13 protein-coding genes and 1 pseudogene are annotated in these 21,609 nt (G+C 62.3%); 4 read left to right on the top strand and 10 right to left on the bottom strand.

Features of this window, described 5'->3' with window-relative positions; translation table 11 throughout:
- Positions 1 to 62: 62 nt before the first annotated feature.
- Positions 63 to 620 carry a hypothetical protein gene (locus RCH06_RS10835; protein ID WP_327081473.1) on the bottom strand — a complete coding sequence of 186 codons (558 nt, stop codon included), beginning with the start codon at positions 618 to 620 and terminating at the stop codon, positions 63 to 65.
- A gap of 100 nt (positions 621 to 720) precedes the next feature.
- Between RCH06_RS10835 and RCH06_RS10830 the strand changes: the two genes are divergently transcribed.
- The 3 genes from RCH06_RS10830 to murI all read left to right on the top strand — a co-directional run bounded on the left by RCH06_RS10830 (position 721) and on the right by murI (position 3,752).
- Positions 721 to 1,080, top strand: coding sequence for a winged helix-turn-helix domain-containing protein (locus RCH06_RS10830; protein ID WP_327081472.1), 360 nt, complete (start codon positions 721 to 723; stop codon positions 1,078 to 1,080).
- A gap of 160 nt (positions 1,081 to 1,240) precedes the next feature.
- A complete protein-coding gene (locus tag RCH06_RS10825; RefSeq protein WP_327081471.1) occupies positions 1,241 to 2,803 on the top strand; it encodes a fumarate hydratase in 1,563 nt (520 codons plus the stop codon).
- 106 nt (positions 2,804 to 2,909) lie between these two features.
- On the top strand, positions 2,910 to 3,752 hold the full coding sequence (gene murI / locus RCH06_RS10820) for a glutamate racemase (RefSeq protein WP_327081470.1): 843 nt from the start codon (positions 2,910 to 2,912) through the stop codon (positions 3,750 to 3,752).
- Between the two features lie 70 nt (positions 3,753 to 3,822).
- Here the strand turns inward: murI and RCH06_RS10815 are convergent, their stop codons facing one another.
- From RCH06_RS10815 to RCH06_RS10795, 5 genes are all read right to left on the bottom strand, one after another.
- Entirely contained in the window at positions 3,823 to 9,855 is a 6,033-nt protein-coding gene (locus tag RCH06_RS10815; RefSeq protein ID WP_327081469.1) for a DUF3320 domain-containing protein, read from the bottom strand.
- Positions 9,856 to 10,203: 348 nt separating this feature from the next.
- Positions 10,204 to 11,025 carry a transglutaminase family protein gene (locus tag RCH06_RS10810; RefSeq protein ID WP_327081468.1) on the bottom strand — a complete coding sequence of 274 codons (822 nt, stop codon included), beginning with the start codon at positions 11,023 to 11,025 and terminating at the stop codon, positions 10,204 to 10,206.
- Positions 11,026 to 11,065: 40 nt separating this feature from the next.
- Positions 11,066 to 12,025, bottom strand: a complete 960-nt coding sequence (locus tag RCH06_RS10805) for an alpha-E domain-containing protein (RefSeq protein WP_327081467.1) — start codon at positions 12,023 to 12,025, stop codon at positions 11,066 to 11,068.
- Between the two features lie 2 nt (positions 12,026 to 12,027).
- Positions 12,028 to 13,536: a circularly permuted type 2 ATP-grasp protein gene (locus tag RCH06_RS10800; RefSeq protein WP_327081466.1), complete on the bottom strand. Its 1,509-nt coding sequence runs from the start codon at positions 13,534 to 13,536 to the stop codon at positions 12,028 to 12,030.
- Between the two features lie 87 nt (positions 13,537 to 13,623).
- A complete protein-coding gene (locus tag RCH06_RS10795; RefSeq protein WP_327081476.1) occupies positions 13,624 to 16,137 on the bottom strand; it encodes a DNA internalization-related competence protein ComEC/Rec2 in 2,514 nt (837 codons plus the stop codon).
- Positions 16,138 to 16,493: 356 nt separating this feature from the next.
- On the opposite strand from RCH06_RS10795, the pseudogene RCH06_RS10790 reads away from it, so the two are divergent.
- Positions 16,494 to 16,586 (top strand): annotated as a pseudogene (locus tag RCH06_RS10790) (RidA family protein); the annotation flags it as partial.
- Positions 16,587 to 16,591: 5 nt separating this feature from the next.
- On the opposite strand, the gene RCH06_RS10785 reads toward RCH06_RS10790, so the two are convergent.
- The 4 genes from RCH06_RS10785 to RCH06_RS10770 form a co-directional block, all read right to left on the bottom strand.
- Positions 16,592 to 17,536 carry a sugar kinase gene (locus RCH06_RS10785; RefSeq protein WP_327081465.1) on the bottom strand — a complete coding sequence of 315 codons (945 nt, stop codon included), beginning with the start codon at positions 17,534 to 17,536 and terminating at the stop codon, positions 16,592 to 16,594.
- A 13-nt stretch (positions 17,537 to 17,549) separates the two neighbouring features.
- On the bottom strand, positions 17,550 to 18,632 hold the full coding sequence (locus RCH06_RS10780) for an SPFH domain-containing protein (RefSeq protein WP_327081464.1): 1,083 nt from the start codon (positions 18,630 to 18,632) through the stop codon (positions 17,550 to 17,552).
- A gap of 203 nt (positions 18,633 to 18,835) precedes the next feature.
- Positions 18,836 to 19,897 carry a bifunctional nicotinamide-nucleotide adenylyltransferase/Nudix hydroxylase gene (locus RCH06_RS10775; RefSeq protein ID WP_327081463.1) on the bottom strand — a complete coding sequence of 354 codons (1,062 nt, stop codon included), beginning with the start codon at positions 19,895 to 19,897 and terminating at the stop codon, positions 18,836 to 18,838.
- Positions 19,898 to 19,906: 9 nt separating this feature from the next.
- Positions 19,907 to 21,607: an NAD+ synthase gene (locus RCH06_RS10770; RefSeq protein WP_327081462.1), complete on the bottom strand. Its 1,701-nt coding sequence runs from the start codon at positions 21,605 to 21,607 to the stop codon at positions 19,907 to 19,909.
- Between the last annotated feature and the right edge of the window lie 2 nt (positions 21,608 to 21,609).

The raw sequence follows: 21,609 nt of genomic DNA, 5'->3' as shown, positions 1-21,609 counted from the left end.
CGGGGCGATCAGGTCGAATTGTTCACGAGTCAGTTGCATCCCCGCAGTTTCTCAGCAAGGCTTCAAATTATCAAATTTGAGTTAACAGGCCCTAGCGACAAAGCCATTTTTACCGTGTAGATGACCAGCAAAGTGCCTGTCAGATCACCGACAAACATGGTTAAAAACCCTTGCACGATGCCGTGTTGACCCTGCAATGCAAACCATAAATGGTGCAAGAGCGGACTGGCAAGCGAGTAGGCCACGCTCAAAATAAGCAGTCGTTTGGGAGTTAGGTTGGTCAGCGAAGTGTGCAAGCCGTATTTGTATTGGGCTACCCTGTAGGTCAAGTAAGGCGCTGCAGTCGCCAAAATACCGCCAACAAATGAGCGGACCATATCATCTGGAAAAAAGTAGAAAAAGCAAACCAGCCAAGACACCAGTAGCAGTCCTGCTGCTCCAGCTTCTGCAAACAGCAGGGTGCTCAACAGTCGTACGCCTGCAGGCAGATAAATCCAGTTGATTCCGCGTGCGAACTCGAAACGGGTAAACAACCATTCGTTGATGGCCAGCGTTACCACGAAAAGCACCATTGTTGCAATGACCATCATGGCCTGTAGCCGCAGTTGAAGTGTGTTCATCAGGGTTTTGGTGTGTCTTAAAAGTTTACTGACTTTTGTAACGACGCATAAAATTTTGAAGAGTAACCTCAAATTAATGTAGTTTTTTAAAACTTATGACATGAATAAGACGAAACGCCCCTCGGACGTCTATATCCGTTTTCTGCAGCTGGTAGAAGCCATACGGGGCTTACCCTCATTACCAGCACTTGACCCACTTGAGGAGCGAATTCTTGCTTTGGTGGCCCGTGCTGGTGAACAAGAGCAGAGACTATCTGTACGCGACATGATGGCCAATGAACAATTCGGTGCGCCCGCCACCATTCACACGCGCCTCAAGTCAATGCGTGCCAAGGGCTGGATCATGCTTTCAGATACAGACGATGCCAGGCGCAAGCAAATCGAACTTACTCAAGGTGCTGTGAACTACTTCGACAAACTTTCAAGATGCATCGTGCAAGCTGCAAAAAGCAACACGTAGCAAGACGGGCGGAATCAGGACACTATTTGGTGGTTTTGCAGCGTTCAAAGTCACGCAATTTGCCATTGCCTTGCCTGTTCGCCCTTCTTTATGTCGTAAGGGCGTACTCAGCAGTGTGCGGGATAATCGGCCCATTCCCGTCCTACTCCGAGAAAAAGCCATGACTACGATCAAACAAGCCGACCTCATCGAATCCGTTGCCGCTGCTCTGCAGTACATCAGCTACTACCACCCGGCCGACTACATCGCCCACCTGGCGCGTGCCTATGAGCGCGAACAAAGCCCCGCCGCCAAGGACGCCATTGCGCAAATCCTGACCAACAGCAAGATGAGCGCCACCGGCCACCGCCCGATTTGCCAGGACACCGGCATCGTCAACGTGTTTTTGAAAGTCGGCATGGACGTTCGCTGGGACGGCTTTACCGGCAGCATCGACGACGCCATCAACGAAGGCGTTCGCCAGGGCTACAACCACCCCGACAACACGCTGCGCGCTTCGGTCGTGGCCGATCCGCAGTTCGACCGCAAGAACACTAAAGACAACACGCCGGCGGTGATCTCGACTGAAATTGTTCCCGGCAACACGCTGGAAGTGACCGTCGCGGCCAAGGGCGGCGGCTCCGAGAACAAAAGCAAGATGTACATGCTCAACCCCGGCGACTCGGTGGTTGACTGGGTGCTGAAAACCGTTCCGACGATGGGCGCCGGCTGGTGCCCGCCCGGCATGCTCGGCATCGGCATTGGCGGCACCGCCGAGAAAGCCGTGCTGATGGCCAAGGAAAGCCTGATGGACGACCTGGACATGTACGAGCTGCAGGCCAAGGCCGCCAACGCCCAAAGCGGCGGCGAAGCATTGACCAAGGTGGAAGCGCTGCGACTGGAACTGTTCGACAAGGTCAACGCCCTGGGCATTGGCGCGCAGGGCCTGGGCGGCCTGACCACCGTGCTCGACGTGAAAATCAAGATGTACCCGACGCACGCGGCCAGCAAACCCATCGCCATGATCCCGAACTGCGCCGCCACGCGCCACGCGCATTTCGTCATGGACGGCAGCGGCCCGGTCTACTTGACCCCGCCATCGCTCGACACCTGGCCCGATGTGAACTGGGCGCCCGACTATAAAAAGAGCAAAAAAGTCGATCTGAACACGCTGACCAAAGAGGAAGTCGCCAGCTGGAAACCCGGCGAAACGCTGCTGCTCAACGGCAAAATGCTGACCGGCCGCGACGCCGCACACAAGCGCATTGCCGACATGCTGGCCAAGGGCGAAAAGCTGCCGGTCGATTTCACCAACCGCGTGATTTACTACGTCGGCCCGGTTGATCCGGTCAAGGGCGAAGCGGTCGGCCCGGCCGGCCCGACCACGGCGACGCGCATGGACGGTTTTACCGAAATGATGCTGGCGCAGACCGGCCTGATCTCGATGGTCGGCAAGGCCGAGCGTGGCCCGGTCGCCATCGAAGCCATCAAAAAGCACAAAAGCGCTTACCTGATGGCCGTCGGCGGCGCGGCGTATCTGGTGTCCAAAGCCATCAAGCATGCCGAAGTGGTCGGTTTTGCTGATCTGGGTATGGAGGCGATTTACGAATTTGACGTGGTTGATATGCCGGTGACTGTGGCCGTCGATTCGGGCGGCACCAGCGCTCACATCACTGGCCCGGCTGAGTGGCAAAAACGCATTGCCATGAACGAGTTCAAGGACATTGCCGTTATCAACGCCTGAACGGCGGCGACATGCGCGAGGCTTTCCCTTCAAGCAAGGGCCACGGATCTGGCTTTGCCAGTCCGCAGGCAGAGCTGCCCCCTCGGGGACCAGAGCGCTGCACGCAGTGAGCGAACGTGGGGGCCAATCTATCGGCGTGTTCGACAGCGGCATCGGCGGCCTGAGCATCCTGAAGGCGCTGCGGGCCGAACTGCCACACGAGCGCTTTATCTACATTGCCGACAGCGGCCACGCGCCTTATGGGGAACGCACGCAAGCGCATGTCCTGGCGCGCTCGCGGGCCATCGTGGCTTATCTGGTCAGCCAGAACGTCAAGGCGCTGGTGATGGCCTGCAACACGGCGACGGCGGCGGCCATCCGGCTGTTGCGCACTGAGCATCCGACGCTGGCGCTGATCGGCGTCGAGCCAGCGCTGAAACCCGCCGTGAGCCTGAGCCGCACCGGGCGCATCGGCGTGATGGCCACGCGCAGCACGCTGGCCAGTGCCAAGTTTCAGGCGCTGCTGGCCGCGCAGTCAGGCGGCACCCAGCCGGTTGAATTCATCGTCCAGCCTTGCGATGGACTGGCGGCCGCCATCGAGGCCAGCGCCGAAACCGGAGACACTACAAAAACAAGAGCACTCTGCGCACAGTACGCGGGCGCTATGGGCCTATTTGGCACTGAATCGGGGCAAATCGACACGCTGGTGCTTGGCTGCACGCATTACCCGTTTGCCAGCGGCCCGCTGCGCGCGCTGGTCGGGCCAGACGTGCAGTTCATCGACAACGGCCCGGCGGTGGCGCGTCAGACACGGCGGCTGGTGCAGACTGGTTTTTTGTTGCCAGATCGACTGTCCGACGCTTCAGGCGCGCCGGTCAGCCTGTTTGCGACTGGCCAGCCGCACCGGCTGCAGGCCGCTGCCGAGCGTTGGCTGGGGCTGTCTGAACCCGTCAATTTGCTCCATTTTTGATAGCTGCTTGCGCCCGCTGCGCTTGCGCCAGCAGCCTAAAACCTTCATAAACGGTCGCCAACAGTACCAATCAAGCCACCAGCCGCACTTCGCCCTCAATATCCAGCACGATTTCGAGCGTAATCAGGCGTTCCAGCGCTTCATCGACGCGTGCTTGCGCCTCCGCCGCAACGCGCGTCGTGCCCAACAAGCGGCACACGGAATACGCAACCGCTTCACGCGACGAGCTGCCCGCCTGGGCCAACACATGGTGCGCCAGCGCTGAAATTTCTTCCAGACAGACCTCATCAATGGGGCGACACGAGGCATCGTTGCCCTCCTCTGCAACACGAACCCGCTCCCAAGAGGTGATGTCGGCGCGCTCGGGCCAGTAAAAAATGGCGTCGGTTTCAATCGTGCGCGCAAAATGGTCGGGCACCAGCATGCGCAGCCGCTCGACCACCCGCGCGCCGGTGCGCTCCAGCCCCCAGGCGCGGGCCACTTTGCGAAACAAATTGGCGTCGGTGAGCGGGCCTTCGCCCTCAATCACCAGCGCAAGCTGCTCCACCAGTCGGGGCGACGCACTCGCCTCATAAAAAATCAGCGTATCGCCAGCAGGCAAAACCACCGGGCGGTAGATTTCCAGCGTCTGCTCCATGCCGGCTGTGTGGTCGGCAACGTCCGGCAAATAGGCAGATTGTTCGGCAAAAGGTGCTTGGGTTTGCGGCGGGTTCAGCGTGATTTCCATGTCAGGCAACGCCGGCACCGCCTCAACCGCCGCAGCACGCGCCGCCTCGGCCTGCGCTTCTTCAGCTGTTGCCAAAATGGCTTTCAGCCGCCCGGTGATTTTTTCAATCTCGCCTTCGGGGTTGAGCCACCAATCAGTGGACCAGATGCGCAAAATCGTCCAGCCCAGCCCTTCGAGCACATGCTGGCGCAGCCGGTCGCGGTCGCGCGAGGTGGCGGCGGAATGGTAGGTGGCGCCGTCGCATTCGATACCCGCCAGATAGCGGCCCGGCGCGCGTGGATCAACCACGCCGAGGTCAATCCGGTAGCCCGAACAGCCGACCTGCGGATGTACGTCCCAGCCGTGGTTGCGCAGCATGCGGATAACGGCCACCTCAAATGGGCTGTCGGGCTCGCGGCCAGTGGGCACGCTTTGCGCGGCCAGCGCCCGGTAGCCGTTGATGGCAAATTCGAGGTAATGCTTCAAATCGCGCACACCGGCGGCGCGCACCTTGGCCAGGTCAATCTGGTCGGGCAGCAGCGTGCTGTAGATGACCACCGCTTCGCGTGCCCGCGAAATGGCCACATTGAGCCGGCGCTGGCCGCCCTCGCCGTTCAGCGGGCCGAAGTTCATCGTCGTCTTGCCGGCGGCGTCGGGGCCATAGGTGATCGAGAAAAAGATCACATCCCGCTCATCGCCCTGCACGTTTTCCAGGTTTTTGATGAACAGCGGCTCTTGCGCGCGCGTGGCAATCGCGCGGTCAAGCTCCGGGCTAGCGCGGCGGCGCGCGTCAAGCAGGGTTTCGATCAGCAGTTGCTGCGGCTGGTTGAAGGTGACCACGCCCAGCGTCAGGTGCTTTTTCTCGGGCGCGAGGTAATGCGCGCTGATGCCTTCGACAATCGCGTTGGCTTCAGCCCGGTTGGTGCGGCTGCCGCCCCGGTCGTACACGCCATTGACGCGCTCAAAGCGCACGGCGCTGTCGTCTGTCACGGGTGACGGAAAGGTGACCAGACTGGAGTGGTAGTAGTTGACGTTGCTGAAGGTAATCAAGCTTTCGTGGCGGCTGCGGTAGTGCCACTGCAGGCTCAGGCGGTTCATGCCCGCACCCAGGCATTCGTCAAGGATGCTTTCCAGGTCTTCGACCGGCTCGTCGTCGGTGCCACCGCCTTCCGGGTCGCCGGACTTGCTGAAAAAGCTGGTCGGCGGCAGTTGCTTGGGGTCGCCCACCACCACCAGTTGCCGGCCCCGGGCAATCGCGCCAATCGCGTCCCAGACCGGAATCTGCGAGGCTTCGTCAAACACCACCAGGTCGAACGGCGCATAACCGGCGTCCAGGTACTGCGCCACCGACAGCGGCGACATCAGCAGGCAGGGCTTGAGCCGGGGCAGCAGCGTCGGCATGCCATGCACCAGCTGGCGCACCGGCATCTGCCGGCGCTGCTTTTGCAGCTCGCGCCGCAGGCGGCCCAGTTCGCTGTCCGGGCCAGCCGTATCGCCGGAAATCGAAGGAATGCGCCCGGACAGCGTGGCGACGATGTAATCCTCGGTCAGTGTCTGGAAGCGTTCGTCGGCTTCGCGAAATTCACGGATTTTTCGCGCATGGTCGGCGCTTGAAAAGCCGCGCAACACCGGGTCGCGGTCGATGGTTTTTTTCAGCCACCAGTTGCGGTAGCTGAACTTGAAATGCGACTCGACATCGCGCAAGGGCACGGCCCCGCTTTCCAGCTGCGTGACCAGCGCCTGCAAACCCTGCGCCATTGCCTGCGCCCGGACGTTGCGCCACAGGCACCATGGCTGCAGCCGCCGCCGGTTGCTTTGCCATGCGGCCAGAATTCCCTGCATGCGTTCAAGCGCGCCGCCGGCCCCTTCAGGCCCCTGCAACGGCAAAGCTGGCAGCGCCAAAATTTCAAGCGCCTGCAGCTTCTGGCTGAATTCATGCCAGCTGCCCCGGTAGGCGATCAGCGCCTGACCGGCCTGGCCACCAGCGGCCAACGCCGCCCGGTTGCTGGACACCAGCGGCCCCAGCGCCTGATGCAGCGTGTTGACGCGCGTCAGGTCTGCGCCCGCAAACCGGACTACCGCATCGGAGAATTTCTTGGCCCACAGCTCATGCCCGGCCAGGCTGGCCCAGTCGGTTTTCAGGCCTGCATAGTCTTCTTGCAGCAGCGCCTCAGCGTCGGGTTGCAGGGTGCGCAGGGCCTGGTCTTCTTCGTTCAGCGCGGCCAGTGGCGTCAGCAAGGCTTGCACGTCGGTGTCAAGCGGGCGCTGTGCGTCGGTGCGAAAGCCGCTCAGGCGGCCGGTGATGGCGCGCTGGGCAAATATCGATTTGGGCCACCAGTCGGATTTGGCCTGCGCCCATTCGCCTTGAAGCAAAGCCGCGTTTAGCGTGGCCACCTGCGCGGTCCAGCCCGCACCGATCTGCTGCATGCAGACGTTGCGGGCCAGTCCGTGTTGCGCCAGCGCATGCACCCGCGCGCGCGCGCCGGGGTCATGCGCCTGCCCCGCCAAACCGGCGGGCACGCGCGGTGCCAGCAGCAGCACGTCCGCCAGCTCGTCCAGCGCGGCGTAGGCAAAAAGGCTCAGGCCAGCGACAGGCTGCGCCATCAAAACGCCCAGCGCCGAAGATTTTTCCTGCAGCGCGCGAACCGCCGTATCGAGCGACTGCGCAGCGGCCAGCAGCGCGTCCTGCCATGAAGGCGACCAGTCGGTCTGGCCAATCAGGCCCAAGGGATGGTCCTGAAGCTGGTCCAGCGCACCGGCCAGCGCGGCCATGCGCCGGGCCATTTCTTCCAGCCGGTCCAGGTCGGCGCGGTCATGCATCAAGGGGTCGGACCAAGGCATGTCCGACGGCACTTCGCCGGTGTGCGCAATGCAGGCACCGGTGGCTTCAAACACGGTAAAGCCGTTCGGATACGGGTGATGCAGCGAATCGACCAACCCATTGAGCGACTGCCGCAGTTGCGCCAGCCGGTCGGCTTCACGCGTCCAGTCATCGGCGGTGCGCTGGCCGCTGATGGCGAGCGATTGACCGAGTTGCTGCAACACGGCGGTTTTGCTGGCCTTAGACGAATGCAGTTCCAGGCAAAACGGGCCAAGCCCGATGCTGGTCAAGCGGCGATGCACCACTTCGAGTGCGGCCATTTTTTCGGACACGAAAAGCACCGTCTTGCCCTTGGCCAGGCTGTGCGCAATCAGGTTGGTAATGGTCTGGCTCTTGCCGGTGCCGGGCGGGCCTTCGAGCACCAGATCACGTCCGGCATCGACCGCGCAAATCGCCTTGAGCTGCGAAGAATCCGCCAGCATCGGCGTCAGGATGTCCTGCGGGCGGTGCGTTGTATCCAGATGGTCAAATTCGCCTGCCGTGCCTTCGCGGGGAAACGCTTCTCCGGGGTGGTCGATCAGGTGTTTGACGACGCGGTTTTGCTTGAGCTGCTCGGTGCGGTCTTGCAGGTCTTTCCACATCAAATACTTGGTGAACGAAAAAATCCCCAAGTGCGCCTGTTCCAGCACTTCCCATTGGGGAATTTCCCGCACCGCCAGCCGGAAAGACTGCAGCACCTGCGCCACATCGACACCCTTTTCGTCCGTCGGCACCACTTCCAGGCCAGCCACTTTCAGCTCGAAACTGGTTTTGAGCAAATGCAGCAACGTCGGATTCACGATGGCTTCATCGTCATGCCGCGTCAACCGAAAACCGCTGCGCACCGACTGCCGCTGCAACGTGACCGGAATCAACAGCAGCGGTGCCAGATGCACGGCATCGGATTTCTCGGCTTCGGTCCAGCGCAACAGGCCGAGGGCCAGATACAGCGTGTTGGAGCCACCCTCTTCCAACCCGGTGCGGGCGGCGCTGTAGACAGCCAGCAGGTTGCCGTCCAGCGTGTCCTTGGTGGCCCGGGCCAGCAATTCCCGGTTACCCAGCGCTTCGAGCGCCATGTCATCAAGCGGGCTGCGGCCGGCACGCTGCGTATGCACTTCTGCCATGCGCGGGTCAGCGCCCTCCATCAACTCGGGCAGCGGCCTGATCTTGAATTCAGCGCCATCGGCCAGCGCGTCTTCCAGCCGGCTCAGGTCGGGCGCGACAAACTGCAGCGTGGCCTTGGTCGGCTTGAAATTGAGCAGCCGATTGCGCAGCGTCAGGTCGAGCAGCCGCGATTTCCAGGTTGACAGCCGGCCCTCGGGCGTGTCGTCCGCGCGCACATCCAGCGGCGCCAGCGAGTCGGCGTCCAGCGGCGGCAGCAAAGGCATCGGCTCGATGGCGGCAGGCGCGTCTTCTTGCGCTGGCAACTGGCCGGGTGCCATCGGCGTGGCACGCGAGGGCAGTGGCTTGATCTGCACTTCACGCGCACGGTGGATGTCGATGGCGTAGCGAAAGCTGGCGTCTTGCAACAGGTGCGCATGGCCCTGCTCCATGGCGATGCGCAGCGACGGGCGATAGCTCGCATGCTGGGCTACGCCGGTGGTTTCAAACACCAGCAACTCGCCGCTGTCCACGCGCTTGCGAATCGCCTGCACGTCGTCGATCAGCACATCGGCAAAACTGGCCAGGTGCAGCCAGACGCCAACCCAGGCATGGCCTTCTTTGATCAGGATGACCGGACGCAGGCCGGCCTGCTCCAGGCACGAGGCAAACAGCATCGCCAAGTCCAGACAGGTGGCGACGCGCGATTCCAGAATGCGGTCGGGCGTGCGGATTTTCTGGCCGTCGCTGCCGAACGAAGCCGGTGGTTCGACATATTGCAGATTTTCTGCCGCGATGGTGCTGTAAATGCTGGACACCTGTTTCCAGACCGCATCGCGGCTTTTCGACTGGTAGCCGTTCATCGACAACTCGGGATAGCTGGTGCGCAGCAGCCTAGACGCCTTGCCAATCAGGCCATCGACCGCCGGATTATTGGGCATGCAAAACGCTGCTAGCAATTCGGGCAGCGCACGCGTTCCGGCCCACTGGTCATAGGCCAGCACCTGCACCGCTCGACTGGCGCGCGCCAGCACCCGGTCACCGGCCTCGGTCACGACATCGATACTGGCATTGACCGACTCCTGCAGGTCAGCCAAAAAAGCATGGTCCGGCGGCAAGTCCAGCGGCGAAATGCGGCGCGTTTCGCCTGCGGCCAGTTTGTCGAATCGCAGCGTCAGGCTGCGGGCAAATGCCGGGCTGCAGGAAATCACCACTTCCAGATTTTCAATCGCCTGCGCAAGCGGGTTAGTCAGGCGAAGCGCCCGGATGACCGGTACGGCATTCTGAATCGAGGCATAGCCAATCGTGGCATCGGCCTCAATGTCAATCTGGATTTTTAGCTCGCTGGCAACGGCGGACGGAGTAGCGATGTCGGGGGCGGCAAGCACGGGCGCCTGGCTGTCCTCCACCGGCGGATTGTTTTGCAAATAACTCATCAGGGCTCAACTTTTCGGGGAATTTTTTTAACGGGACGAATGTCCCGGATGGGCAAAGCGCTCAGTACCGGCAGGCACCCGTGTCCACGCGGGCATCAACGCAGGCAGGCTGCGGATTTCCGAAATGGGAATGGCATAAAAAGCCTGCCGGAAACATCATCTGCCAAGCCTACCACCAGGAACCGGCCTCTCTTTGGCATGAGGCCATGTAAAGCCACGAAAAACGGCTACTGCTGCTTGAACGACGCTTGCCCCAAGGGCCGTTCCAGCGCGTCCAGGGCGCTGGGCTGACGAAGCTGTCAGGTCAAGCGTGCGCCATCGCTCAAGTTGAAAGCGAGCAAGCCAGGTTCAAGCCGGCTCAATGGTGATGGTGACGGTCATGGACTCTTTGCCGCCGCCCCGGCGCACGCCCTTGCTGGGCGGGCAGGCGTTGTAATCCGTGCCCATCGCCAACCGCACATGGCGCTCGTCAATCAGGCAGTGGTGCGTGACATCAATGCTGACCCAGCGCCGCGCCGCCACGTCCAGACACACATCCACCCAAGCATGGCTGGCCAGATCGGGTTCGTTGGCGGCATAAAAATAGCCACTGACATAGCGCGCCGGAATACCCAGGCTGCGGCAGACCGCCACCATCACATGCGCCTGATCCTGGCACACGCCCGCGCCTGACTCAAAGGCCTGCAGCGCCGTGGTGGTGACATTGGTACTGTATTTTTGATAGCTGACAGCGCCCGCCACGCCTGCGCTCAAGGCCAAAATCTCTTGTAAATCGGCTTTTCCGCTGCTAGCCTGCGTGGTGATGAAGCGCCGGCCAAAATCTGCCAGGTGGGGATGCGGCTGCGCCAGCGAAGTGGCGCGCAGGTAAAGCGCCGGCATCGGCAAACTGTCGTCATCGGTGAACTCGGCAACGCCGAAGGTTTCGACTTTGCCGGCGGCATTCACCAGACTCCAGCGCACATTGTCAGAGGTCTGGCCGACAAAGGTGTACGAATGCAGCGTGTTGCCAAAGGCGTCGTGCTGCGCAAACAGCTTTTCGGGCGCGCCGATGCTCCAGAATTTAACGGTTTGCGCCGGCCCGGTCTGCGGCGTGAGCCACAGCGTTTGCAAGGCGTAGCGCAAGGGGTCGGTGTAGCGGTAGTCGGTGGTGTGCTTGATGTGGAGTTTCATCGAGAGCTGGCCTTTGCAATTTTTTGGACGCGCATTGTTTTCAGCGCGTGACCGGAAGCAGAAATTCGCGGCTGATGTGGGCGCCGAGTTCGTTCACGCGGTCCAGGAACTGCATCAAAAAGGCGTGCAGTCCGGCCGACAAAATCTCGTCAATGCGGGCGTACTGCAAATCGGCGCGCAGCTTTCCGGCCCGGCGCTGGGTTTCGCTCAGCGGGTCGCTGGTGATCATGGACAGGTTGACGATCACTTCATTCAGGCACGCCAGCAGTGAGCGCGGCATGTCGGGGCGCAAGATCAATAATTCGGCCACCCGCTCGGGCTTGATGACATCGCGGTACACCTTGCGGTACACCTCAAAGGCCGACACGCTGCGCAAAATCGCGCTCCAGTGGTAAAAATCGTGTTCCTGGTCTTCGTCATCCGGGCTGGGGAAATCGCTCTGGATGGCATGAAACTTCACATCGACCAGCCGCGCGGTGTTGTCGGCCCGCTCCAGAAAAGTCCCCAGCCGCAAAAAGTGAAAGGCTTCGTCTTGCAGCATGGTGCCGGCGGTGACGCCGCGCGACAAATGGGACTGGAATTTCACCCATTCAAAGAACTGGCCCGGATCGCGCTCAAACGCACCGCCGCGCAGCATGCGGATCAATTCAAGATAGGTCTGATTCTGGGTTTCCCAGACTTCGGTGGTCAGCGTGCCGCGCACGGCGCGTGCGTTTTCACGCGCATTGCGCAGGCATGACACGATGCTGGACGGATTTTTCTCGTCGCGCACCATGAACGTCATCACGTCTTGGGCGGTGACGTTTTCGCCGTATTTCGCGGTGTAGGCGGGCTTGAGCTCGCTGATGCTGAGCAAGCTGCTCCAGCCGGTTTGTGCATCGGCGGTGGTTTGCGGCAGCAGCGAGGTCTGGTAATTCACATCGAGCAGGCGGGCGGTGTTTTCAGCGCGTTCGGTGTAGCGCGACATCCAGAACAGGTGATCGGCAGTACGGGACAACATGGTCAGACTCCTTGGCGCATCAGTTGCGACTGTGACTGGACTGGCGCCAGCAACGAAGTGAAAAGCGCCGGCTCCGATTGCAATATCCAGGTGTCCTTGGTGCCGCCGCCCTGCGATGAATTGACGACCAGCGAACCTTCTTTCACCGCGACCCGTGTCAGGCCGCCGGGCACCATCTGCACCTCTTTGCCGCTCAGCACAAAAGGCCGCAGGTCAATGTGGCGCGGGGCGATGCCGCTGTCTACATAGGTCGGGCAAGTCGACAAACTCAGCGTCGGCTGGGCAATGTAGTTGGACGGGTTGGCAATGATGGCGCGCCGGAAATCTTCAATTTCTGCCTGGGTCGATGCCGGCCCGATCAACATGCCGTAGCCGCCCGCGCCATGCACTTCCTTGACCACCAGGTCTTTGAGGTTGCTCAGGGTGTATTTCAGGTCGTCGCTGTTGCGGCACATATAGGTGGGAACGTTCTTGAGAATGGGTTTTTCACCGAGGTAGAACTCGATCATTTTCGGCACGTACGGGTAAATCGACTTGTCGTCCGCCACGCCGGTGCCGATGGCATTGCAGATGGCCACGTTGCCGCTGCGGTAGACATTGAGCAGGCCGGCGCAGCCCAGCGTTGAATGGGGCTTGAAAGCTAGCGGGTCAAGGTAATCATCATCAACCCGGCGGTAAATCACGTCCACGCGCTTGGGGCCGCGCGTGGTGCGCATGTAGACAAAGTTGTCCTTGACGAAAAGGTCAGTGCCCTCGACCAGTTCAACGCCCATTTGCTGGGCCAAAAACGCATGTTCAAAATAAGCCGAGTTGTGCATGCCGGGCGTCAGCACCACCACGGTCGGCTCTGCGGTGGCGTGGGGTGCCATGTCGTACAGCGTCTCTAACAACAGGTCGGGGTAATGCTGCACCGGCGCAATCCGGTTCTGGCGGAACAACTCGGGAAACAGACGCATCATCATCTTGCGGTTTTCGAGCATGTAGCTCACGCCGCTGGGCACGCTCAGGTTGTCTTCCAGGACGTAATACTCGCCCTCGCCCTGTGTGTTGGCTACCCGGACAATGTCGATGCCGCTGATGTGCGAGTAAATATTGCCCGGCACCGTGACGCCGATCATTTCAGGGCGGAATTGCTCGTTCTGAAAAATCTGCTCGGACGGAATCACGCCGGCCTTGATGATTTCCTGGTCGTGGTAAACATCGTGCAGAAAGCGGTTCAGGGCTGTGACGCGCTGCACCAAACCTCTTTGCATGCGCGCCCATTCCTGCGCCGGAATGATGCGCGGAATCAAATCGAACGGAATCAGGCGCTCAGTGCCTGCGCCGTCTTCGTCCTTGTCGCCATAGATGGCAAAGGTGATGCCGACACGCCGGAAAATCATTTCAGCCTCCTCGCGGCGCGCCTGCATCACCTCGGGCGACTGCTGGGCCAGCCAGCGCTGGTAATCGGCGTAGTGGGTGCGAACACTTGAGCCGCTGGCATTCATCTCGTCAAACAGGGGTCGGCGCATAAACCTGGGTCTCCGTCTAGGTTGTAATCAGTTGATACCGCAAAGATAGCTTAGCAAGTTATGCGCCACTCAAGCGCAAAAATATGCTCATTCAAGCGACTCCCGGTGATGCCAGTAACGCTGGCCAGTGGCACGCTGGCAGCTGATTTGCGCCGGGTTCTGACTCTGCCAGCCAGCCGCCCCGCACCGCGTCGAACGCACCAGCCGGATGCCGCGCTCGTCATAACGCGCCACCACCGACGCCACCGGATGGTTAAAACGGTTGCGGTAACCGGCCTGCACCAGCGCCAGCGGCGGCTGCACGGCGTCCAGAAATTCTGCACTTGATGACGTTTTGCTGCCGTGGTGCGGCACCAGCAAGATATCGGCCTTCAATGCAGACGGGTTGGCGGCCACCAGCCGGCGCTCCTGCGGCGCTTCAATATCGCCCACCAGCAATGCCGTGCGCGCGCCGTTGGACACGCGCAGCACACAGCTCATGGCGTTGGATTTGGCGGCTGTTTCGTAGTCGGCTGCGGCCGGGTGCAGCACCTCGAAATCCACCCCGTCCCAGGCCCAGCGCTGGCCTGCGATACAGCGGGTGGATTTGCGCAGGGCTTGCAGTTCATGCGCGTCTTCAATCGAACTCAGCAAACTGGCCTGCGGCTGCATCGCCAGCACCGCAGGCGCGCCGCCTACGTGGTCGCTGTCGCGGTGGCTGAGCACCAACATGTCAATGCGCTCGCCCAGCGCCCGCAGCAGCGGCACCAGCACGCGGTTGCCGGCATCGCTTTCACGCGAAAAGCGCGGCCCCGCGTCATAAAGCAAAGTGTGGCGGGCGGTGCGCACCAGCACCGCGTTGCCCTGCCCGATGTCGGCGGCCAGCAATTCAAACTGCCCCGGTGCTACCCGCGCAGGCTGCCACAGCAACACCGGCAGCAGCAGCGGAATGCCCAGCACGCGCCAGTGCAAAGGCAGCCGCAGGGCAATCAAGCCGCCGCCCAGCACCCCCGCCACAGCGCACCACAGCGGTGCAGCCGCCACACTGACAGACGCCAGCGACCAGCCCGCCAACGCATTCAAAAACAGCGCCAGCAACCCGACCGCCCAAGCCGCCGCGTCCCAGAACGGCGCATACACCACGCCCAGCATGGCCAGCGGCGTGACCAGCAGCGTGACCCACGGAATCGCGACCGCATTGGCCAGCAGCCCGACCAGCGACACCTGGTTGAACAGCAGCAGCGACAAAGGCGTCAGCGCCAGCGTCACCACCCATTGCTCGCGCGCGGATCGCAGCAGGCCTGACAGCGGTTTGACCAGCCAGCCCGGCAAAAACCTCGGCGCGGGTTCGTTTTGAGCATCAAACAGGCCGCTTGTGCTTTTCTGGCGGGCGCTGGCAGCTCCTGAATCCGTAGCAAACAACACGCCGACCGCGACAAAAGAAAGCCAGAATCCGGCCTGCATCAAGGCCCACGGGTCGAGCACCACCACGACGGCCATCGCCATCAGCCAAACCTGCAGCCACGGCCACTGCCGGCCACTTTGCCGCAGCAGCACGACGGCGGCCAGCATCCAGATGGTGCGCTGGGCCGGCACGCCCCAGCCCGAAAACAGTGCATACAAAGTCGCCAGCAACAACCCGCCCAACGCCCCGGCACTGCTGGCCGGCAGCGCCAGGCAGAACCTGGGCGTCAGCCGGGCCGAGCGCCGCCACAAGCCGGCCACCAGCAACGACGCCACCCACGCAAACATGGTGATGTGCAAGCCAGAAATACTCATCAAATGCGCCACGCCCGTGGCCCGGAACACGTCCCAGTCGGCCCGTTCAATCGCGTTCTGGTCGCCCACCACCAGCGCGGCCAGCACGCCGGCGAGTTGCCGGTTGCCGACGCGTTCATAAATCGATTCGCGCACCGACTGGCGGGCGCGCTCGACCGGATAGCGCCATTGGCTGGACAACTTGCGCGGCGGCGCATCATGCGGGCCGGCGCGCACATAACCCGTCGCCTGAATGCTTTGTTCCCATAGCCAGAGTTCGTAGTCAAAACCGTGCGGGTTGCTGTTGCCGTGCGGCGCTTTGAGACGCACCGTCATTTGCCAGCGCTCGCCGGCGCGCAGCCGCTGCGGTTTGCGCTGCAAGTCCAGCGCCAACTCGGACGCATCGCTGCTCTCCACCGACGTGGCTTTGCTCTCGCGCCCCATGAAGCCCGAATACCAGCCCAGCATGATTTGCGGCGGCAGCGTTACTGCCTGTCCATCGAGGCTTGCCGAGTCAATGCCCAGGCGAAACCGCACCGCGTCATCGCCGATCTGCGGCATGGCCAGCACCGTGCCAGTCACGGCAATGTCGCGGCCCTCCAGCGCCGGGTTCAAACCGGTAGCCTGAAAAACCCCGGCGCGCCAGCCCGTCAGGCCAAAACCCAGCAAGGCCGCCATCACAAAAACTGCCAGCTGCCCGGCCCATGCCGCCGGACGGGAAGGTTTTTTCAATGTTCTGAACGCGTACCACCCCAACGCCATCCCCACCGCCAGAGCCGCCAGCGCGGCATAAACACCGGCAGGCCATAACGCAGGCTGCTGCAATTGCACGGCCACGCCCGCAATGAAGCCCGCAAACGCCATGCCCGGACTCGCAGGCCGGGCCCAGGGCCGGGAAGTGACGGATCTATTCACGACTGGCCTTCGCGTTGGAGATTGAGATGGGGTTGAAGTTGGAAAGTAGCCAGCTTGCAGTGCGCTGATGGCGACGCGACAAGGCAATTGAACAGCCAAGCTTACAGCTTGTAACGCCTGCCTTGGCGCAGACCTTCAGCACAAGCCAAAACCGCTCTGCAGACGCACCGGCCCAGACAACACCGTGCGTCACCATGAAAAGTCTTTTCGGCCGCAATAGCTATTTTTTTGATAGCACATTGCGCACGCCCCTGTTGCGCAATCCGCGTATTTGGCTTAATTTTTTATCCCACAAGGACATCACCATGGCCACTGGCACGCATTCCGTCTACGACAAGCTCAAAGCCCTGAACATCACCCTGCCCGACGTGTCAGCGCCTGCCGCTGCTTACCTGCCCTTGCCTTAGTTCACCAGCATTCCTTGCGTGGCGCACAGGCCGACGCGGGCCTCAATGCCGGCGGTGAACTGCAAAAAGTCTGCCTCCATGCCGTCCGAAAAGATGACGCCGTTCTCCGGCATGCGCGAGCGCAGGGTCAGCGTGTCTGACGCGCCAATCTCGCCATACCGCAGCGTTGTCTGCGACGCCCGGCTGCCGAAGGGTTCGCGCACCGCAAACACCAGATGGTCGGCGTCCCACGGCAGGGGCCGGTAGTCGCCCTGCTCTTCTTTTCCTTGCGGCTGCCCCACCGCCTGCGCCATACCGACCGCGCCGGTGACGATGCTTTTGAGCCAGGCGGTCGAGCCCATGCCGGTCGAGACAATCAGGCCGGATGACGACTGCGCCTCGCGCATGCCCTGGAATTCGATGTCGTAGAGCGCCGACGCGTGCGTCTTCGGGCCGATGAACAGCTCGTTCACCGCCCGCAGCACCTGCCCGTCGGACAACCGGGCCTCGGCCATGGTGACCCGCGACGTGGCGCGGTTGCCCCTGGCCACGCCTTGCAGCACCGATTTGAGCTGCGCCGGCTCGAACGGCAGCAGCACGCCGTCCCAGCGCCGGGGCTCCGGATTCACGCCCAATAGCGGCTGGCCGTTCAGGTATTTCAGGGTGTTGGCCACCAGGCCGTCCTGTCCCAGCGCCACCACGATGTCATCGCCGGCAAAGATGTAGTTGGCCAGGTAGTCGCGGTCGATGATTTGGTAGCGGCCCCAGGCCTGCAGCGTCTCGGCCACGATGCGCAGGCTGGCCGCATAGGCTTCGTCCTCGCGCAGGTAGTCACTGAAGTCAGCGCCCAGGTGCTCCAGGTAAAACTTGGCCTGGCCCAGCGTCTGATAGCGGGCCACCAGCGCCTGCAGCCGGGTCTGGCGGGTGACCAGCACGATTTTGCGATTGTCGGATGCAGACATGGTTGCACCTCTTTTACTTACGGCTGCGCGGCGCTGCAGCAGGAAGTTCGGGCGCTGCGGGCCACGCCCGTTGCGCGCGCTCGCCAGCGCCGGCCAGCAGTGAGTTCAGCAGCTCGGGCGACATGTTGAGCTGGCCAATTTTCTCGGCCTTGTCGGCAATGCCGCCGAAGGCCTGGGCGATCAGCTGCGCCGGGTCCATGCCCGCCGACGCCAGCGCCTGGATGGTGCGCGGATCGACCGACTGGAAGGTCTTCATGATGGCCTCCAGCCGGGCCGCCTCCGCCTCGGCCAGCGTGCGCGAGTTGGCCGCCTGGCCGCTGACGTAGCGCTTGCGCTTTTCCTCCAGCGACACGTCGGCGTCCATCTGCTCGGTGCGCAGCGCGTTTTCCTTGCGCATGACTGACGCCTTGGCCGCCATCCGGGCATCCTCGATCTGGCTGCGCTTGTCTTCCACCGCCACTTCGGTGTCCAGCTCGTTCTCGCGGATGGCGCGCTCGTTGTGCACCGCCGCCATGCGGCGCAGGTAAATCGCATCGTCGGCGGCCTTCAGGTTGGCCTCGCGGGATTCGGCCTCCAGCGCACGGGCAATGTCGGGCGTGGGCTTGATGGCCAGGATAGACACACCCAGCACCTGCACCCCGAGCGCGGCCATCTCGGCCTGCACGCCCAGGCTGGCCTCGGCATGCCGGGCTATGTCGGCTGACGACAGCAGCGCCTGCTTGAGCGGCAGCGCCTGCACGCGCTGCTGGATGATGACCTGCACCTGCATCACCACCCGGTCGCCGAGCTTGAGCGGGTCGTCCGACGCATAACCCTGCCCGTTGGGCTTGAGCGAAAAGTCCATCAGCCGCGCCGTCAGCTGCGGCTGGCTGATCTGGTAGGTGACCTGGCCCTGCACCGTGACATTCTGAAAGTCAGCCGTTACCAGTGTCAGCATGAACGGGTGGTTCGCGCTGGCGACCGGCACCGCCACCACCGTGGACGTGGGTGCGTAGTAATAAAACGACTGGCCCGCGCCCTCACGCACGACCTGGCCGTTCTTGAACTGGATCAGGTACACCGTGGGTTGAGACTTCACGAATCGAATGCCTAGCATGCTGGTGGCTCCTTTGGGCTGTTGACCCGTTTTAAGTTGTATTGAACAACCTTTATGGGTTGCATAATACAACTTATAAGGAATTCGTCAAGCTGCCCGGTGCCGCAGGACGTAAAAAAACCCGGCAGTTCCGGGTTTTTTTTGGCTTGCCAGATGCACTGCGTGCTTGCTCACGCTGCCAGCGGCCAAGCCGGCAGCGTGATTCAGACGCGGCGGGTCAGGGAGAAGAAAAAATCCAGCATGTGGAAATGATCGTCATGAAAACGGTCTTCCAGGCCGGCCAGGTCTTTGATGGGCACCCACTGGGCGCTGGCAGCGTCGTCTGCGGCCTCTACTTCCGGCAGACGCCGCGTTCCCAGGTCGAACAGATGGGCATGCGTGATGACGCGGCCACGCTGGCTGCGGTCGGGGTGGTCAAACACGTGCACTGCCTTCAGGGCGTTGTGCATGTCGCCCTCCAGCAGTCGGATGCCGGTTTCTTCTTCCAGCTCGCGCAGGGCCGACTGGTACACGGTTTCGCGCTGCTCGATAAAGCCGCCCGGCACGGCAAACAGGCCCTTGCCCGGCGCACGGCCCCGCTCAATCAGCAGCACCCGACCAGCGCACTGCACCACCGCATCGACCGTGACAAACACCGGCGGGTACGGTGCGCCGGCCCACTTGGCCTTTTCCTCTTTCAGGCTGGCCCATTCGGCGGCGATTTCCCGGTAATGCGGCAACGCCGCCCAGGCGCGCAAAAATTCCAGCGTGCTGGCGGGTGCCTGGCTGACCAGCGCGGCCAGCGCGGCATCGAGCGAGCCGTGGGCATTGCCAAAATAGGCGGCCCGCAAGGCACTGGCGTCAATCCTGCCCTGCGCTTCGGCAGAGTCCAGCGTCCAGCCCGAAAAGTGCTGCAAGTAGCTGCTGCTGGCATCCTTGAAATGGCCGACCAGCACCAGCGACTTGCCCGCGCTGTCGCCCACCAGTTCGGCCACGCCCTGCCTGACCGCCGCCACCCAGCGGTCCTGGTCGTAATAGTCGCGCACCGGCAAAAAACGCACCCTGGCCCGGTCAGCTTCTGACAAGGCCAGCCGGATCATTTCAGCCCGCTCCTGCCAGGTGAACGGATTTTTGGGCGTGCGCGCCTGGTGCGCCGAGCCGAGCACGACGATGCACAGCGGCGCGGCGGCCAGCGCCCGCTGCAGCAGCGCCAGCTGGCCGTTGTGGAAGATCTGGAAGCGGCCGATATAGACCGACACGTCGTGTTGAAGGGGGTGGATTGTCATGAGGGGGATTCAATTAAATTTTGCGGCGATGGGCATTTGCCGGCCAGAGCCGAAAGCGCGGGCGCGCAGCCGGATGATAGGCGGCGCCTGCCGGCGCTTGTACTCGTTGCGCGCAATCATGCCCTTGATGCGGGCAATCAGGGCGCGGCCTTCGGGCTGGCCAGACAGCGTGGCCACGAAGGCGGACGCGTTTTCATACTCGTCGCTGGCCAATCGCCGGCCCTCGATCAGTAGCTTGAGCAGCTCATCTAACACCGGGTACGGCGGCAGGCTGTCCTCGTCTTTCTGGCCCGGCGCCAGCTCGGCGGAAGGCGGCTTGTCGATGATGGCGACGGGAATGACTTCGCGGCCCGCCGCTTCGTTCAAATGGCGCGACAGGGCAAACACTTCGGTCTTGTACAGGTCGCCAATCAGCCCCAGCCCGCCGTTGGTGTCGCCGTACAGCGTGCAGTAGCCGACCGAGATCTCGGACTTGTTGCCGGTCGTCAGGAGCAGGTGGCCGAAGCTGTTGGAATACTCCATCAAAATAGTGCCCCGCGCCCGCGCCTGCAGATTTTCCAGCGAAACGCCCTGCAGCGGCTGGCCAAAGGCGGCCTCAAAGCCGGCGGTAAAAGTTGCCACCAGTTCCACAATCGGGTGGCAGCGCAGTTCAATCCCCAAATTGCGGCACAAGATGGCTGAGTCATCGACCGAGCCGGCAGACGAGAAGCGGGACGGCATGGTGATGGCGGTGACGTTTGCCGCGCCCAGTGCTTCCGCCGCCAGCGCCAGTGTCAGCGCCGAATCAATCCCGCCGGATGAACCAATCACGGCGCGGCTGAAACCGCAGCGCCGCGCGTAGTCCCGCAAGCCCAGCACAATTTGCTGGCGGTAAAACGCCATGGTGGTCAACCCCAGCGCGGGCACGGCCGCCGGTGCATCGCCCGCCAGCGTGAGGAAGCGGCCTGATTCAAACTGCAACGTGGTGACGTCTTCTGTAAAACGCCCGGCCTCGAACACCACGCCGGCCTGCGGCTCGACCGCAAACGACGCGCCGTCATAAACCAGCTGGTCATGCCCACCAATCTGGTTGACGTACAAAATGGGCAGCTGGTGGCGGCGGCTGGCGTCGCTGAAGATCTGGTGGCGCAGCTCGCGCTTGCCGATGTGCGACGGGCTGGCGTTGATCGAGACCACCAGGTCGGGCGCGGCGTCCCGCAGGCGCTCGAACGGGTTGATGGCGTAGTCCAGCCCGCCGTCGTTCCAGCCGTCCTCGCAGATCAGCATGCCGACCTGCATGTCACGGATGCGCAGCACGCGGGCAACATCGGCACCGGGCTCAAAGTGGCGGCGCTCGTCAAAAATGTTGTAGGTCGGCAGCAATTGCTTGGCGTACTCCAGCACCACCTGGCCGTCTTTGAGCACATACAACGCATTGCCAAGTTTTTTGCCCGGCGTGCGCAAGCGCACTGGCAGCCCGACCACCCAGTACAGCGCGGGAATCTGGCGCGAGGCCAGCAGGAGCTGCTGCAAGCCGGCCTCGACCCGGTCCATAAAACCGTCTTCCTCCAGCAGGTCGGCGGGGTAGTAAGCGGTCAGCGACAGCTCGGAAAAGACCACGAGGTCGGACTGGTCGGCCCAGGCTTTATCGGCAGCAGCGATCATTTTGACGACGTTGCCCGCCATGTCGCCAATCGTGAAGTTCAGTTGGGCAGCAGTGATTTTCAGCATGA

This window comes from Polaromonas sp. CG_9.5 (genome assembly GCF_035984465.1).
Taxonomy (GTDB): domain Bacteria; phylum Pseudomonadota; class Gammaproteobacteria; order Burkholderiales; family Burkholderiaceae_C; genus Polaromonas.
The sequence above is the reverse complement of the archived record's forward strand: the minus strand, read 5'-3'. Positions and strand labels throughout refer to the sequence as shown.